The organism is Halomonas sp. JS92-SW72 (assembly GCF_003547075.1).
Lineage (GTDB): Bacteria > Pseudomonadota > Gammaproteobacteria > Pseudomonadales > Halomonadaceae > Halomonas > Halomonas alkalicola.
In genome coordinates this window covers 1,335,412-1,350,566 of sequence record NZ_CP032147.1, presented here as the reverse complement: position 1 = coordinate 1,350,566, position 15,155 = coordinate 1,335,412, and the positions used below count along the sequence as shown (strand labels likewise).

Genomic DNA, 15,155 nt, shown 5'->3' with positions numbered 1-15,155 from the left:
CTCTCCTCAGGCCTGGCCTTCGAGCACGGCGTAGTAGGCCGGCTGCAGCATGCGATCCTTCATCACCCAGGCCGCCCACGACTCGTCCCGCGGGTCGATGAAGGGGAAGGAGGGCAGGAAGTCCAGGTTGTTGTCGTAGCCGAACTCCACCAGCATCGCCTTGCCGATGCCGGTGATCATCGGGCAGGAGGTGTAGCCGTTGTGGCGGGCCGTCAGCGGCTGCTCCTGCATCTGGGCCAGCAGGTTGGCCTCCACCACCGGGGCCTGGGCCTTGACGCTGGCGGCGGTCTTGTTGATCGGCGCGCCGATCACGTCGCCGATGCCGAACACCTCCGGATAGCGGTTGTGCTGCAGGGTGTGGATGTCCACATCCAGCCACTCGCCGCGGAAGGGGCCCTCGCGGGCAATCAGGTCGCTCTCGCGCACGAAGTCCGGCGCGCTCATGGGCGGCACCACGTGGATGAAGTCGTAGTCGGCGATCACCGTGCGCTCCCCCTCCCGGGAGAACTCCGCCTCGCGCAGCTCGTGGTGGGAGGTGAATTCGCTCTCCGGGCCGACGAAGGTGAACTCGGCCTGGCGGGCGCCGGGATCGATGGCGGAGAGCCGATAGTGGTGGCGGCGGGTGACCCCCTGGTCGTCGAAGCGCTGCTTGACGAAGTCGTTGATCCACGGCTGGCTGAACAGCGCCGCGCCGGGGGCCAGGAACTCGACCTGGAAATCGTCGCGGCGGCCGGTCGCCTCCAGGCGCGAGAGCGTGGTGAAGGTCATCTTCAACGGGGCGCCGGCGCACTTCACCGGGGTGGGAGCGGCGGTGAACAGCCCCTTGCCGCCGCCCCTGGCGATCCAGGCGTCGATGGCGTCGCGGGTGCGGGTGGCGCCCTCGAGGCTGGCATAGACGCTGCCGATACCGTGGCTGCCCACCAGGTCCGGCGACATGCCGTCGATCAGGTGGTAGTTGAGCTGCAGGCCGGTGGCCACCACCAGGTAGTCGTACTCCAGCACGCTGGCATCGGCGAGCGAGATCCGGCGCTGCTCGGCATCGATGCCCACCGCGGGCTGGCGCACCCAGGTCACGCCGTCGGGCACGAAGTTGGCGTTGGGGCGCATGGTCTTGTCGGGATTCCAGACGCCGGAGGCCACCAGGGTCCAGCCGGGCTGGTAGTGATGGATCTCCCGCGGCTCGACGAGCGAGATGCGGGCGCCCTCCAGGCGACGAGAGAGCCGGTTGGCCATGGCCATGCCGGCGGCGCCGCCGCCGAGAATGACCACATGGGCGCGTGTGGAGAGGGTGCTGGCCTGCAGGCTGCCGAGCGGCAGCAGGCCGGCCGCGCCGGCGCCGAGTCCCAGCTTGAGGAGCTGGCGGCGGTCCAGGCGCAGGGGGGCGAGGGGGCGTGTCATGACATGACTCCTGCGTAACGGGTCAGGCTGTGGTTGTTATATCCTTATAACTATGCACCTTATAACGTAGCCTTAACCTTTCTGCATCGCCTCCCTTGGTATGCGGCAGCTTGACGCAAGTCAGGGTTTTCCGTCCTTTCCGTCGAGGAAAGGCCCCGAGTGATCGGCCGCACCAACGCGAACGGCCCCCGCCATGGCGGGGGCCGCACTGTTTCCGGTGGGGCCTTCGGGCGAGTGTCCGGGAGGGCGCCTCAGCCCGCGAGGCGTGCCGCGATGGCCCGGCCCAGGCTCTCGGTGGTGCCGCTGCCGCCCACGTCGGGAGTGAGCACGCTCCTGTCGCCCTCGGCCAGCACCGCCTCGAAGGCGCTGACGATGGCATCCGAGGCCTCCCTGTGCCCCAGGTGCTCGAGCATCATGGCGCCGGACCAGATCTGGCCGATGGGATTGGCGATGCCCTTGCCCGCGATATCCGGCGCGCTGCCGTGGACCGGCTCGAAGAGGCTCGGGAAGGTGCCCTCGGGGTTGATGTTGGCCGAGGGGGCCACGCCGATGGTGCCGGTGCAGGCCGGGCCCAGGTCGGAGAGGATGTCGCCGAACAGGTTGCTGGCCACCACCACGTCGAACCAGTCGGGGTGCATCACGAAGTTGGCGGTGAGGATGTCGATATGGAACTGGTCCACGGCCACGTCCGGATAGCGCTTGCCCATCTCGGCCACCCGCTCGTCCCACCAGGGCATGGTGATGGCGATGCCGTTGGACTTGGTGGCCGAGGTGAGCTTCTTGCGCGGGCGCGATTGGGCGAGCTCATAGGCGAACTTCAGCACCCGGTCGGTGCCGTGGCGGGTCATCACCGTCTCCTGGATCACCACCTCGCGCTCGGTGCCCTCGAACATCTTGCCACCGACGCTGGAGTACTCCCCCTCGGTGTTCTCGCGCACCACGTAGAAGTCGATGTCGCCGGGCTTGCGGTCGGCGAGCGGGCTCCGGATGCCGGGCAGCAGCCGGCAGGGACGCAGGTTGATGTACTGGTCGAAGCGGCGGCGGAACTGCAGCAGCGAGCCCCACAGCGAGACATGGTCCGGTACGGTGGCCGGCCAGCCCACCGCGCCATAGAAGATGGCATCGAAGTCCTTGAGGGTCTCGAACCAGTCGTCTGGCAGCATCTTGCCGTGCTCGGCGTAGTAGTCGCAGCTGGCGAAGTCGAAGTGCGCAAGCTCCAGGGCGATGCCGAAGCGGCTGGCGGCGGCCTCGAGGGCGCGCAGCCCCTCGGGCATCACTTCCTTGCCGATGCCGTCACCGGGGATCACGGCGATTCTGTGGGTCATGTCGGGCTCCATCGATTTCCGGGGGGAGGAACGAACCCCCCCAGTCTAGCCCTCCCATGGCTGTCGATAATCGGGCTAGAATGCAAGCCATTGTTGAGAAAAAGTGGAGAGTTAGGTGGCCCAGCTCGATGATCTGGCCTTCTTCCAGCGCCTGGCCCAGGCCGGCAGCCTCACGGCCACGGCCCGGGAGCTTGGCCTGTCGCTCTCGGCGGTGAGCAAGCGGCTCAAGCAGCTGGAGGCGCGCCTGGGAGTGACCCTGGCCAGCCGCACCACCCGCCGCCTGACCCTGACCCCGGAAGGGGAGCGCTATCTGGTGCGCGGGGCGGCGATCCTCGAGGAGCTGGTCGAGCTGGAGGAGGCGCTGGGGGCGCAGCGGGCCGAGCTCTCGGGCCCCCTCAAGATCAATGCCACCTTCGGCTTCGGGCGCCGCCACGTGGCCCCGTTGCTGTCGCACTTCTGCGCCCGCCACCCGGGGGTGGAGGCGTCGCTTGAGCTCTCCAACTTCCCGCTGACCCCGGGCGAGCAGGGGGTGGATATCGGCATCCGGGTGGGGGAGCCGCCCGACTCGCGGCTGGTGGCCCGGCATGTCCTGGCCAACCGCCGGGTGCTGTGTGCCTCGCCCCGCTATGTGGCTAGCATGCCGCCCCTCAAGACCCCGGCGGACCTCTCGGCCCACCCCTGCCTGGTGCTGCGCGAGAACGACAGCGACTATGCGGTGTGGCGCTTTCGCCGTCGCGATAGCGGGGCCGAGCAGGCCGTGAAGGTGGCGGGGCCCCTGGCCAGCAACGACGGCGAGGTGATCGTGGGCCTGGCGCTGGACGGCCACGGCGTCATGCTGCGCTCCTGGTGGGACGTGCATGAGTGGCTGGCCCGGGGCGAGCTGGTCGAGCTGCTGCCCGGCTGGCGAGGGGTGCGCGCCGACTTCCATGCCGTCTATCCCCAGCGCCGCCATGTGCCTGCGCGCCTGCGCGCCTTCGTCGAGCTGCTGCAGCGGGAGCTGCCGCGTCGCGTCGCCGCGCTGCCCGATTAGCGGGGGTGCTCAGTGCCGCTCGTGGTGGGTTGGGGCCGGGCGCTCCTCGGCACGCGCCGGCAGCCGGGCCAGGGGGTCCTGGCCGAAGTAGCGGCCGAGCAGCGCATAGAGCGCCGGATAGGCCACCTCCAGCAGGTCCGGGGCGGTGAAGAAGGCCTCGCAGCAGACCGCGAAGCACTCGCCGGGGTGGGTGGCGGCATAGTCGTCGATGGGCGTGGGGTCGCCGCGCTCGAGATGCGCCTGGAGGTCTTCCCAGACGCCCATGAAGACCCGATGCCACTCTCGCGGATCGATGTCGGTGGGCAGCGGCGGGAAGCCGTCCACGTCCAGGGAGTTGCCCATGTCGAGCTTGTGGGCGAACTCGTGGATCAGCACGTTGAAGCCCGAGAAGTCGCCGCTCTCCATCAGGTCGGGGAAGGCCACCACCACCGGCCCCTGATGGGAGGTCTCGCCGGCGCGCTCGTCCACGTACTCGTGCATCACGCCGAACTCGTCCATCTCCTCCACCTGGCGCTGGAAGGCATCGGGCAGGATCAGTACCTCATGGACGTTGGCGAAGGCCTCCCGGTGCTCCTCGTCGCTCCAGCCCAGGGTCAGCAGGCAGGCCTGGGCGGCCAGGGCCAGCTGGGCGGGCAGGTCGAAGGGGGTGGACTCGGCCAGTTCCGGATGCAGGCTCAGGCGCTTGGCGTGGAGGAACTGCCAGGCGCGATGCCCAAGCGAAGCGGCCTGCTCCTCGGGCAGGGCGGCAAGCAGCGGCAGGCGCGCCCGGGCCTCGGCCCAGGCCTCCTCGGGGAGGGGGTGGCGGGCGGCGAAGCGCTCGGCCCGCCAGCGTTTCAGGCGCCCCAGCATCGGCTCAGCTCTCTTCCAGGTCGGCCCCTGACTTCCAGGACCAGTCGCGCCAGCGCAGGTCGAAGAGGTCCTTGCGGCGGTCCTTGAGGTTGGTCACCGAGCCCTCGTTGCGCACCATGGTCAGCCGGGTCAGGTCGAGATCCGAGAAGAGGATCATCTCGGTGTTGGGGGTGGTCTCGTTGAGCACGGCATCGTGGGGGAAGGCGAAGTCCGAGGGCGAGAAGACCGCCGACTGGGCGTACTGGATGTCGAGGTTCTCGATGGAGGGCACGTTGCCCACGCTGCCGCACAGCACCACGTAGCACTCGTTCTCGATGGCCCGGGCCTGGGCGCAGTGACGCACCCGCAGGTAGCCGTTCTTGGTGTCGGTCCAGAAGGGCACGAAGAGGATGTCCATGTCCTGCTCGGCCAAGAGCCGCGGCAGCTCCGGGAACTCCACGTCGTAGCAGATCAGGATGCCGACCCGGCCGGCGTCGGTGTCGAACACCTGGAGGTCGTCGCCCCCCTCGATCACCCAGTCGCGGCGCTCCTGGGGCGTGATATGCAGCTTGGCCTGGCTTTCGATCTCGCCGTCGCGGTGGCAGAGGTAGCTGACGTTGTAGAGGCGGTCGTCCTCGCCCACCTCGATCATGGAGCCGGCCACGATGTTGATGTTGTAGGAGACCGCCATGCGCGACAGCTCGGCCTTGAACTGCTCGGTGAAGCTGGCCAGGAAGCGCACGGCGGCCATCTGGTCGCGCTGGGTGGCGCGGTCCTGCAGCCCCATCAGCGGGGCATTGAAGAGCTCCGGGAAGACCGCGAAGTCGCTCTTGTAGCCGGAGAGCGCATCGACGAAGTACTCCACCTGCTGCAGCACCGCCTCCACCGAGTCGAACTCGCGCATCTGCCACTGCACCGCGCCGACCCGCACCTGGGTCTTGCGGGTGTCGAGCACCAGCTCGGCGGGCTCATAGAGGAAGTTGTTCCACTCCAGCAGGGTGGCATAGCCTTGGGACTTCTCGTCCTCGGGGAGGTAGTCACGCAAGAGGCGCTTGACCTGGAAGTCGTTGGCCAGCTGGAAGGAGAGGATGGGGTCGTGGATCTCCTTGCGGGCCACCCGGTCGATGTACTGGGTGGGGGAGAGTTCCTCGGCATGCTGGTGATACTGGGGGATGCGCCCGCCGGCCAGGATCGCCCGCAGGTTGAGCGAGCGGCACAGCTCCTTGCGGGCGTCGTAGAGGCGCCGGCCCAGCCTATAGCCGCGGTACGCCGGATGGATCAGCACGTCGAGGCCGTACATGGCATCGCCGTCCGGGTCGTCGAGGATCACCTCGCGCTTGCCGATCAGGTCGTCGTACCTGTGAGGGTTGGTGAACTCGTCATAGTCGACCCGTGCGGTCAGCGCCATGCCCACCAGGCGGCCGTCGTCCTCGATGGCGATCTGGCCGTCCGGGAAGGAGGCGATCAGCGTCTCGATGGTGTGCTTCGACCAGGCGCCGCCGATGTCGTGATAGACCGCGTCCATCAGCGTCTCGAGCTGCGGATAGTCCTCCGGCGTCAGGTTGCGAAGCGTCAGGTGCAGGTCGTCGAGGGACATGGCGCATCCTTATCTGTCGTTCAGGGGGCGAAGTCCGAGTCTAGCACGGGCGGTCTGCATCGCTCGGTGCGGGTCGCGCGCGCAGCAGCGGCCGGGTGAGGGTCTGGGCCATGATCACCCCGGCCAGGATCAGCACGCCGCCCAGCAGGTGGAACAGCGCGATGCGCTCGCCGAGGGCCGCCATGGCGATCAGCGCGCTGAACAGCGGCATCAGGTTGATGAAGATGCTCGCCTGGCTGGCGCCGATCTGGCGGATCGCCAGCATCCACAGGAAGGTGGTGATGATCGAGGCCGGGATTCCGGCATAGAGGATCAGGCCGATGTTGCTCGCGTCCACCGGGGTCATGGGGCCCATCAGGTAGGGCGGCAGCAGGAAGAGCACCGCGAAGATCACCTGGGCGTAGAGCAGCACCCAGGGGGGCAGGCCGATCGGCCAGCGCTTGAGCATCACCCCGTAGAGGGCGTAGCAGGTGGCGGCCACCAGCATCAGGGCGTCGCCCCTGGCCACGGTCAGCTCCAGCAGCGACAGCGGGTTGCCGCGCCCCAGCAGGATGGTCACCCCGAACAGCGCCAGGGCGCCGCCGGCCACGCCACCGAGGCTCGGCGGCTCGCGCAGGATCAGGGCGCTGAGCAGCACGGTGAGCAGCGGCACCATGGCGGCCAGGATGCCCATGTTGGTGGCGCTGGTGGTCTCGGCGGCCACGTAGGCGAGCCCCTGCCACAGCCCCATGCCGAGCAGCCCCAGCACGGCGAGCTTCGGCCACTCGCGGCGGATCGTCGCCCGGTGCTTCCAGGCCGCCGGGGCCAGGAAGGGGGTGAGCACGGCGAGCGCCAGCACCCAGCGCAAGAAGGCGATGCTGGAGGGTGCGATGGCGCCCACGGTGAGCTGGTTGATGGTCATGTTGCCCGACCAGATCAGCACGGCGCCGAGCGGCGGCAGGAAATAGAGCAGGGGCATGGCATCCTCGTTGGCCATCACGGAAGAGCCCCGCGGCGGCGGGGCTCCTCAGCTTACTTCAGGCGCGGCTGTCAGGCGACGGCCGCGGCTGTGCGGGTGGGTCAGGCGCGCTGGCGGTCGTCGATGATCTCATCCATGGCGGCCACCTCCAGCTTGTTGCTGAGGTGGTCGCGCAGGATCTGCCCCAGCCAGCGGCCGTCGCGCTGCTCCAGGGCCTCGAGCATCGCCTCGTGGTCTTCCACCGCCTGGCGCCAGAAGGCGTCGGTCATCTGCTTGGAGTAGCGCACCCGCTTCACCCGCTGGCTGAGATTGCTGTACATCTCCTGCAGCGCCTCGTTATGCGAGGCGGCGAGGATCCCCTCGTGGATCTCCCGGTTGACCCGGAAGTAGTCGGCCAGCTCCCGATTCCGGTAGTGGCCGAGCATCCTTCCATGCAGCTCGCGTATCTCGGCGATCTCCTCGTCGCTGATGTGCTGGCAGGCCAGCTCCCCCGCCAGGCCCTCCAGGGCCCCCATCAGGTCGTAGGTGTCCTTGACCATCTTGAGCGTCAGCTGCCTGACCCGTGCGCCGCGGTTGGGCAAAAGCTCCACTGCCCCCTCGGAGGCCAGCACCTTGAGGGCCTCGCGCAGCGGCGTGCGCGAGACGCCGAAGCGCTCGCAGAGCTCCCGTTCGGGAATGCGGTCACCGGAGGCCAGGTCACCCAGCTCGATGAGGTCGAGAATGCGGTCGGCGACCTCCCGGTAGAGGTTTCGGTGCTGAATCTTGCTCATGCTCGCTTCCTTGTGCCTGTTGCCGGCTGGCGCTGTCAGCGCCGTTGTCCGGTGCCGACGGCCCTGTGCGCCTGGGCATTCTACCCCGGCCCTCTTTCTCATGGTGGCGCGGGCAATGAGAGTGTGCAAAGTTATTATGAATTCAAAATTCCATTCGGTACAGCAAGAGGAGAGAGCGTATGGCAGGCAAGGTCTATCGCAGCCGGGTACTGCTGGGGCGCAGCGAGGCGCGAGGCATCCTGGATGGCGCCTTCGCGCTGGCGCGGGCGCAGGAGATGGAGCCGCTCACGGTGGTGGTGCTGGACGGCGGCGGCCATGTGGTGGCCGCCGAGCGGGAGGATGGCTGTGCCCCGCTGCGCTTCCCGGTGGCCAGCGGCAAGGCCTTCGCGGCCCTGGGCAACGGGGCGGCCAGCGGCGTCATCGGGGAGCGCAATGCCGAGCGGCCGGCCTTCCTGGCCAGCGTCGCGGCGGCCTCGGGCGGGCGCTCGATCCCGGTGGCCGGCGGCGTGCTGATCCTGGATGACGACCAGTGCGTGATCGGGGCGGTAGGCGTCAGCGGAGCCTCCTCGGCAGAGGACGAGCGGGCCGCCATCGCCGGGATCGAGGCGGCCGGCCTCGCCTGGGGTCTGGAGCCCGAGTGATCCCCGCCATGGCCGGGGAGCGAACACTGTGCTGAAACGAACCGCTTGACACCCCTTCGGGACCGGGACTAGCTTGAGGGGAAGACGCATTTCGCATAAAGAATTCAATTTGTGCGGCGTCTATCCGGCTTCGCTGATTCACATAACGATAACTCCAGCGGAATCCGGGCGGCATCCCCGCTCGAGCGATTACTACAACAAGAGGAAAAGCGCCATGCATCTGCTCCGTCTCACGGCGGTCGCCGCCGCCGTTGCCCTGGTGTCGGCCCCGCTCCAGGCCCGCGAGATCACCTTCGGCCACGTCGGTGGCCCGGATTCGCTGTTCGCCGACTCCGCCGACCACTTCGCCGAACTCGTCAACGAGCGCCTCCCGGAGCCCTACCAGGTGGTGGTCTTCGGCTCCAGCCAGCTGGGCACCGACTCCGAGCTACTCCAGCGCATGCGCCTGGGCACTGTCGACCTGGCGCTGCCCTCCACCATCATGTCGTCGGTGGCCGACGAGTTCGGCCTCTTCGAGCTACCCTACCTGATCCAGGACCGCGAGCACATGAAGCGGGTCGAGGAGGAGATCTTCTGGCCGCACCTGGCGCCGCTGGCCGAGCAGAACGGCTACCGCATCCTGGCCGTCTGGGAGAACGGCTTCCGCCATATCACCAACAACCGGCGTGCGATCAATACGCCGGAGGACCTGCGCGGCATCAAGCTGCGTGTCCCCCAGGGCGTCTGGCGGGTGCGGATGTTCGAGGAGTATGGCGCCGAGCCTTCGCCGATGTCCCTCTCCGAGGTCTTCATGGCCCTGCAGACCGGCGTCATGGACGGCCAGGAGAACCCGCTGGCCCAGATCGCCGGCCAGCGCTTCCAGGAGGTGCAGAACTACCTCTCCCTGACCGGTCACGTCTATACCCCGGCCTACCTCACCGCCGGCCGCCGCTTCAACAACCTGCCCGAGGAGATTCAGGAGATCATCATCGAGGCGGCCCGCGAGACCCAGGACTTCGTCTACGAGCACGCAGCCCAGCTCGACGAGGATCTCATCGACGTGATCCGCCAGGCCAACACCGAGGTGAACGAGGTCGATACCTCGGTCTTCATCGAGGCCTCCGGCCCGATCTACGAGGCCTTCGCCCGCGAGGTACCCGGCTCCCAGGAGCTGATCGACAGGGTGCTGGAGCTCGGCAACGACTCCTGACGCCGCCTGCGTGACCCGCAGCGCCTGCAGCACCCCACGCTACTCGCTGGCGTGGGGACCCTGTCCCCTTCCCTGAACGAGTCGAACACCATGGGTACCGTGAATCAACTCTCCCGCATCATGGAGCGCCTGCTCGAGGTCATCACGGTGGTCTTGATGGTCTCGCTGACCCTGGTGGTGCTCTATGCGGTGGTGACCCGCTATGCCTGGCGCACCCCCTCCTGGTATGACGAGGTGGCCGCCATCATGCTGGTCTGGCTGACCTACTACGCCGGGGCCCTGGCGGCGCTCAAGCGCGGCCATATCGGGGTCGACGGCGTGCTGGCCGCCATGCCGGTCAATGTCCGCATGCCGATCGCCTACCTCTCCGAGGCGCTCTTCATCGGCTTCTTCCTGGTGCTCGGCTGGGCCGGCCTGGTGGTCCTCAACGTCATGCAGGGCATGTCGCTGATCACCCTGCGCTGGGTGCCGCTCACCTTCACCCAGTCGGTCATCCCCATCGGCGCCGGACTCTTCATCATCGCCCAGCTGCTCAGCATGCCGGCCCACCTGGCCAAGGTGCGCTCTGGCCTCACCCAGGAGGAGGAGGAGATCGCCCACGCCATCGCCGAGGCCGAACGTGACAACGCCCGGGCCGGCTTCACCGCGGAAGCCCTGACCACCAGGAGGGACCAGCCATGACACTGCTCTACATGATCGGGGGCCTGCTGGGGCTGATCCTGATGGGGCTGCCCATTGCGGTGGCACTGGCGATCGTCGCCACGGCGGCCATCGTGATCTACCAGGGCATCGACATGCTGCCCAACGTCGGCCTCACCATGTTCGAGGGGGCGAGCAGCTTCCCGCTGCTGGCGATCCCCATGTTCGTGCTGGCCGGGGCCATCATGAACACCGGCGGGATCTCCAAGCGCCTGATCGCCTTCGCCTCGGCGCTGTTCGGCTTCATCCGCGGCGGCCTGGCGATGATCAACATCGGGGTGTCGCTGTTCTTCGCCGAGATCTCCGGCTCCGCCGTGGCCGACGTGGCCGCCACCGGCTCGGTGCTGATCCCGGCCATGAAGAAGCGCGGCTATCCGAGCTCCTTCGCCGCGGCGGTGACCTCCTCCTCGGCGTCACTGGCGATCATCATTCCGCCCTCCATCCCGATGATCCTCTACGGGGTGATGTCGGGCGCCTCCATCGTCCAGCTCTTCGTGGCCGGCATCGTGCCGGGCCTGCTCGGGGCCGCCGGCCTCGCCGGGCTCAGCTACTACTATGCCCGCAAGTACAACTGGCCGGTGGAGGAGGTGTTCCAGTTCAAGCGGGTCAAGCAGACCGCCAGGGAGGCCGGCTGGGCGCTGACCCTGCCGATCATCATCCTCGGTTCCATCTTCGGCGGCTTCGTGACCGCCACCGAAGGGGCGGGCCTGGCGGTAGCGGCGGCGATCTTCATCAGCGCGGTGATCTACCGCGAGCTGGACATGCGCACCCTCTACAAGGCGATCATCGACGGCGGCCAGCAGACCGCGGTGGTGATGCTGCTGGTGGCGGCCTCGGCCCTGATCGGGGTCTTCCTGACCGAGATGCGTACCCCCCAGCAGCTGGCCCAGGCGGTGCTCAGCCTGACCGAGAACAAGTACGTCATCCTGATGATCCTGAACGTCTTCTTCCTGCTGATCGGGCTCTTCCTGCACTCGGCGGCGGCGATCATCCTGGTGGTGCCCATCGTCATGCCGCTGGTCGGCGCGGCCGGCATCGACCCGGTCCACTTCGGCCTGATCGTGTGCCTCAACCTGGCCATCGGCCAGCAGACCCCGCCGGTGGCGAGCGTGCTGATCACGGCCTGCTCGATCGCCAAGGCCGACGTCTGGTCGGTGACCCGATCCAATATCGGCTTCATCACCGTGCTGCTCTTCGTCCTGCTGCTGGTGACCTATATCCCCGCCATTCCCATGGCCCTGGTGGAGCTCTTCTACCGCTAGCGGCGGGCCCGGCGGAGGCGCTCCGCCGGGCCGCTCGACACGGGAGGGACAGATGATCATCGGAACAAGTGAATTCATTATTCATCGCGAGGTCCGTGACCGGCACAAGGACAGGGGGGAGGCGAGATGACAGGCAATACCCTGCTGTATGAGGCGCGCGACGGCGTGGCCTGGCTGGGCTTCAACCGCCCCGAGAGCCGCAACGCCATGACCTGGGAGATGTACGACGCGCTCTCGGCGCACTGCGACCGCATCCGTGAGGATGACGCCATCCACGCCGTGGTGCTGCACGGGGTCGGCGGCGAGGCCTTCGTGGCCGGCACCGATATCGGCCAGTTCGAGCATTTCAGCGAACCCGAGGACGCCATCGGCTACGAGCAGCGCATCGATGCGGTGGTCGGCAAGCTGGAGGCGCTGGAGAAGCCCACCATCGCCCTGCTGGAGGGGGCCTGCGTGGGCGGCGGGGCGGCGCTGGCCCTGGTGTGCGACTTCCGCTACGCCACGCCGAGCCTGAAGTTCGGCGTGCCGATCGCCCGCACCCTGGGCAACACCCTCTCGATCACCAATGTCTCGCGGATGATCGACATGCTGGGGGTGGCGCGGACCAAGGAGGCGCTGATGCTCGGCACCCTCTTCGATGCCGACCAGGCCAGCGCGGCGGGGCTGGTCAACGCTGTCTTCCCGCCGGAGGCGATTCACGCCGAGGTGGCCGCCGTGGCCGCGGAGCTGGGCCGGCGGGCGCCGCTCACCCTCCAGGCCAGCAAGGCGCTGGTGGGGCGGGTGCTGGCCCATCGCCGCCTGGCCCGCGACCAGAGCGACGACTGGGTCACCGCCTGCTACATGAGCGACGATTTCAAGGCGGCGGTGAACAAGTTCCTCCACAAGACCCCCTTCGAGTGGACCGGCCGCTGAGCCGGGATGACACCATGGCGACGACACAACAACGACAAGTGAGGTGAAGCCATGCTTCCCCTGGAAAGAGTGAAGGTCCTGGATATCTCGCAGATCATGGCGGGCCCCTACTGCACCATGGTGCTGGGCGACATGGGGGCCGAGGTGATCAAGGTGGAGAAGATCAACGGCGGCGACGACAGTCGCCAGATGGGCCCCTATGTCAACGACGAGTCGACCTGCTTCGCGCAGATCAACCGCAACAAGAAGAGCATCTCGCTCAACCTCAAGGAGGAGCGGGCCCGCGAGGTCTTCTATCGGCTGGCCCGGGAGGCGGACGTCATCGTCGAGAACTACCGCCCCGGCGTGACCACCTCGCTCAAGATCGACTACGACACCGTCAAGGCGATCAACCCCGGCATCATCTACTGCTCGATCTCCGGCTACGGCCAGACCGGCCCCTACAGCCATCGCGGCGGCTTCGACCTGGTGGCCCAGGGCATGTCCGGGCTGATGTCGATGACCGGCGAGCCGGGGCGCCGCCCCCTCAAGACCGGCATCGCCGTCTACGACATCGGCGGCGGCATCACCGCCGTCTATTCCATCCTGGCCGCCTACATCCACAAGATGAACACCGGCGAGGGCCAGCACATCGACATCGCCATCACCGAGTGCGGCCTTCCCTGGTTCACCTGGGAGGCCGCCGCCTACTTCGCCGAGGGGAAGGTGCCGGAGCCCACCGGCTGGCGCCATCGCGTCTCGGCCCCCTACCAGGCGATCAAGGCCCGCAACGGCTATCTGATGCTGGGCTGCGCCAACCAGCGCACCTGGGAGCGCTTCTGCGGCGACGTGCTCGAGCGCCCCGAGCTGATGGAGGACCCGCGCTTTCTCACCAACTTCGACCGCGGCCAGCACGTCGAGGCGCTCGAGGCCCTGCTGGAAACGATCATGGCCGAGCGCGACGTGGACGACTGGCTCGCGCGCTGCGACACCGCCGGCGTCCCGGCCGGCCCCATCAACGACTTCGCCCAGGCGATGAGCGATGAGCACTACCTGGCCCGGGAGATGGTGCGGGAGGTAGAGCATCCGGTGATGGGGCGCATGAAGACCATCGGCTTCCCGAGCAAGTTCTCGGCCACCCCCTCGAGCATCCGCGCCCCGGCGCCGCTGTTTGGCCAGCACACCGACGAGGTGCTGGGAGGGCTCGGGCTCGATGCCGAGGAGCTCGCCGAACTGCGTGAAGCCGGCTGCATCAAGTAGCGCCTGGCCCGAGGCCGGCACCTGATTGGGCAACGATCAGAACAACAACGATCAGAACCACAGCGATCAGAACAACAGCGAACACGAGGAAGAGACCCATGCTGAAGCTCGACTTCCACCCCTCCGGCCGCCACTTCCTGCAGATCCCCGGCCCCTCGCCGGTGCCGGATCGCATCCTGCGCGCCATGAGCCTGCCCACCATCGACCACCGCGGCCCCGAGTTCGGCGCGCTGGGCCTCGAGCTGCTCGACAAGCTCGGGAAGGTGTTCAAGACCGAGGGGCCGGTGATCGTCTATCCCGCCTCCGGCACCGGCGCCTGGGAGGCGGCGCTCTCCAACACCCTCTCGCCCGGCGACAAGGTGCTGATGTTCGAGACCGGCCACTTTGCCACCCTGTGGCAGAAGATGGCGCGCCGCCTGCAGCTCGAGCCCGAGTTCCTGGGCCTGCCGGGCTACGAGGGCTGGCGCCAGGGCGTGCAGGCCGAGATGATCGAGGCGCGCCTGCGCGAAGACAGCGCCCACGCGATCCAGGCGGTCTGCGTGGTGCACAACGAGACCTCCACCGGGGTCACCAGCGACATCGCTGCGGTGCGTCGCGCTATCGATGCCGCCGGCCACCCGGCGCTGCTGCTGGTGGACACCATCTCCGGGCTCTGCAGCGCCGACTACCGCCACGACGAGTGGGGGGTGGACGTCACCATCTCCGGTTCCCAGAAGGGGCTGATGCTGCCCCCGGGCATCAGCTTCAACGCCCTCTCCGAGAAGGCCATCGAGGCAAGCCGCCACAACCGCATGCCCAAGAGCTTCTGGGCCTGGGACGAGATCCTCGAGGCCAACCGGAACGGCTACTGGCCCTATACCCCCAGCACCAACCTGCTCTATGGCCTCAACGAGGCGCTGGACATGCTGCTGGATGAAGGGCTCGACCATGTCTTCGCCCGCCACCAGCGCTGGGCCGCCGGGGTGCGCACCGCGGTGGAGGCCTGGGGCCTCGAGGTGCAGTGCCTGGATCCGGCCGTCTACTCGCCGGTGCTCACCGGGGTGGTGATGCCGGAGGGGGTCGACGCCGATGCCGTGCGCAAGATCATCTACGAGCGCTTCGACCTCTCGCTGGGCATGGGCCTCGGCAAGGCCAAGGGCAAGATGTTCCGCATCGGCCACCTGGGCGACTGCAACGACCTCACCCTGATCGCTACCCTGGGCGGCTGCGAGGCCGGCATGAGGCTCGCCGGCGTGCCGCTGGCCGGCAGCGGCGTGACCGCGGCGCTGGACTACTTCGCCCAGCATCCTCTGGATGCCCGCTAACCC

14 protein-coding genes are annotated in these 15,155 nt (G+C 68.0%); 8 read left to right on the top strand and 6 right to left on the bottom strand.

The features are described 5' to 3' along the window. Window positions 1–6: 6 nt before the first annotated feature. Both D1793_RS06415 and D1793_RS06410 read right to left on the bottom strand, forming a co-directional pair. Window positions 7–1,398 (bottom strand): FAD/NAD(P)-binding oxidoreductase, encoded by a 1,392-nt coding sequence (locus D1793_RS06415; protein ID WP_119021418.1) that lies wholly within the window; start codon window positions 1,396–1,398, stop codon window positions 7–9. A gap of 251 nt (window positions 1,399–1,649) precedes the next feature. Continuing rightward, window positions 1,650–2,723: a tartrate dehydrogenase gene (locus D1793_RS06410; protein WP_119021417.1), complete on the bottom strand. Its 1,074-nt coding sequence runs from the start codon at window positions 2,721–2,723 to the stop codon at window positions 1,650–1,652. Window positions 2,724–2,838: 115 nt separating this feature from the next. On the opposite strand from D1793_RS06410, the gene D1793_RS06405 reads away from it, so the two are divergent. Further along, entirely contained in the window at window positions 2,839–3,753 is a 915-nt protein-coding gene (locus D1793_RS06405; protein ID WP_119021416.1) for a LysR family transcriptional regulator, read from the top strand. Window positions 3,754–3,762: 9 nt separating this feature from the next. Here D1793_RS06405 and D1793_RS06400 read toward each other — a convergent pair whose 3' ends face one another. The 4 genes from D1793_RS06400 to D1793_RS06385 form a co-directional block, all read right to left on the bottom strand. Continuing rightward, entirely contained in the window at window positions 3,763–4,602 is an 840-nt protein-coding gene (locus D1793_RS06400; RefSeq protein WP_119021415.1) for a M90 family metallopeptidase, read from the bottom strand. Between the two features lie 4 nt (window positions 4,603–4,606). After that, window positions 4,607–6,178 (bottom strand): bifunctional GNAT family N-acetyltransferase/carbon-nitrogen hydrolase family protein, encoded by a 1,572-nt coding sequence (locus D1793_RS06395; RefSeq protein WP_119021414.1) that lies wholly within the window; start codon window positions 6,176–6,178, stop codon window positions 4,607–4,609. A gap of 40 nt (window positions 6,179–6,218) precedes the next feature. Then, window positions 6,219–7,136 carry a DMT family transporter gene (locus D1793_RS06390; RefSeq protein WP_119023605.1) on the bottom strand — a complete coding sequence of 306 codons (918 nt, stop codon included), beginning with the start codon at window positions 7,134–7,136 and terminating at the stop codon, window positions 6,219–6,221. Window positions 7,137–7,237: 101 nt separating this feature from the next. Next, window positions 7,238–7,906 carry a GntR family transcriptional regulator gene (locus tag D1793_RS06385; RefSeq protein WP_119021413.1) on the bottom strand — a complete coding sequence of 223 codons (669 nt, stop codon included), beginning with the start codon at window positions 7,904–7,906 and terminating at the stop codon, window positions 7,238–7,240. Window positions 7,907–8,085: 179 nt separating this feature from the next. On the opposite strand from D1793_RS06385, the gene D1793_RS06380 reads away from it, so the two are divergent. The 7 genes from D1793_RS06380 (at window position 8,086) to D1793_RS06350 (ending at window position 15,152) form a co-directional block, all read left to right on the top strand. After that, on the top strand, window positions 8,086–8,547 hold the full coding sequence (locus tag D1793_RS06380; RefSeq protein WP_119021412.1) for a heme-binding protein: 462 nt from the start codon (window positions 8,086–8,088) through the stop codon (window positions 8,545–8,547). 214 nt (window positions 8,548–8,761) lie between these two features. Continuing rightward, the gene (locus D1793_RS06375; protein ID WP_205527637.1) at window positions 8,762–9,736 is read left to right on the top strand and encodes a TRAP transporter substrate-binding protein; all 975 of its coding nucleotides are present in this window, start codon (window positions 8,762–8,764) and stop codon (window positions 9,734–9,736) included. Between the two features lie 90 nt (window positions 9,737–9,826). Further along, window positions 9,827–10,417, top strand: coding sequence for a TRAP transporter small permease (locus D1793_RS06370; protein WP_119021411.1), 591 nt, complete (start codon window positions 9,827–9,829; stop codon window positions 10,415–10,417). Further along, window positions 10,414–11,697, top strand: a complete 1,284-nt coding sequence (locus tag D1793_RS06365) for a TRAP transporter large permease (protein ID WP_119021410.1) — start codon at window positions 10,414–10,416, stop codon at window positions 11,695–11,697. The genes D1793_RS06370 and D1793_RS06365 overlap by 4 nt, the downstream gene beginning before the upstream one ends. A gap of 126 nt (window positions 11,698–11,823) precedes the next feature. Beyond that, window positions 11,824–12,609, top strand: coding sequence for an enoyl-CoA hydratase (locus D1793_RS06360; RefSeq protein WP_119021409.1), 786 nt, complete (start codon window positions 11,824–11,826; stop codon window positions 12,607–12,609). A 51-nt stretch (window positions 12,610–12,660) separates the two neighbouring features. After that, on the top strand, window positions 12,661–13,848 hold the full coding sequence (locus D1793_RS06355) for a CoA transferase (protein ID WP_119021408.1): 1,188 nt from the start codon (window positions 12,661–12,663) through the stop codon (window positions 13,846–13,848). A 98-nt stretch (window positions 13,849–13,946) separates the two neighbouring features. After that, window positions 13,947–15,152, top strand: a complete 1,206-nt coding sequence (locus D1793_RS06350; protein ID WP_119021407.1) for an aminotransferase class V-fold PLP-dependent enzyme — start codon at window positions 13,947–13,949, stop codon at window positions 15,150–15,152. Window positions 15,153–15,155 lie beyond the last annotated feature (3 nt).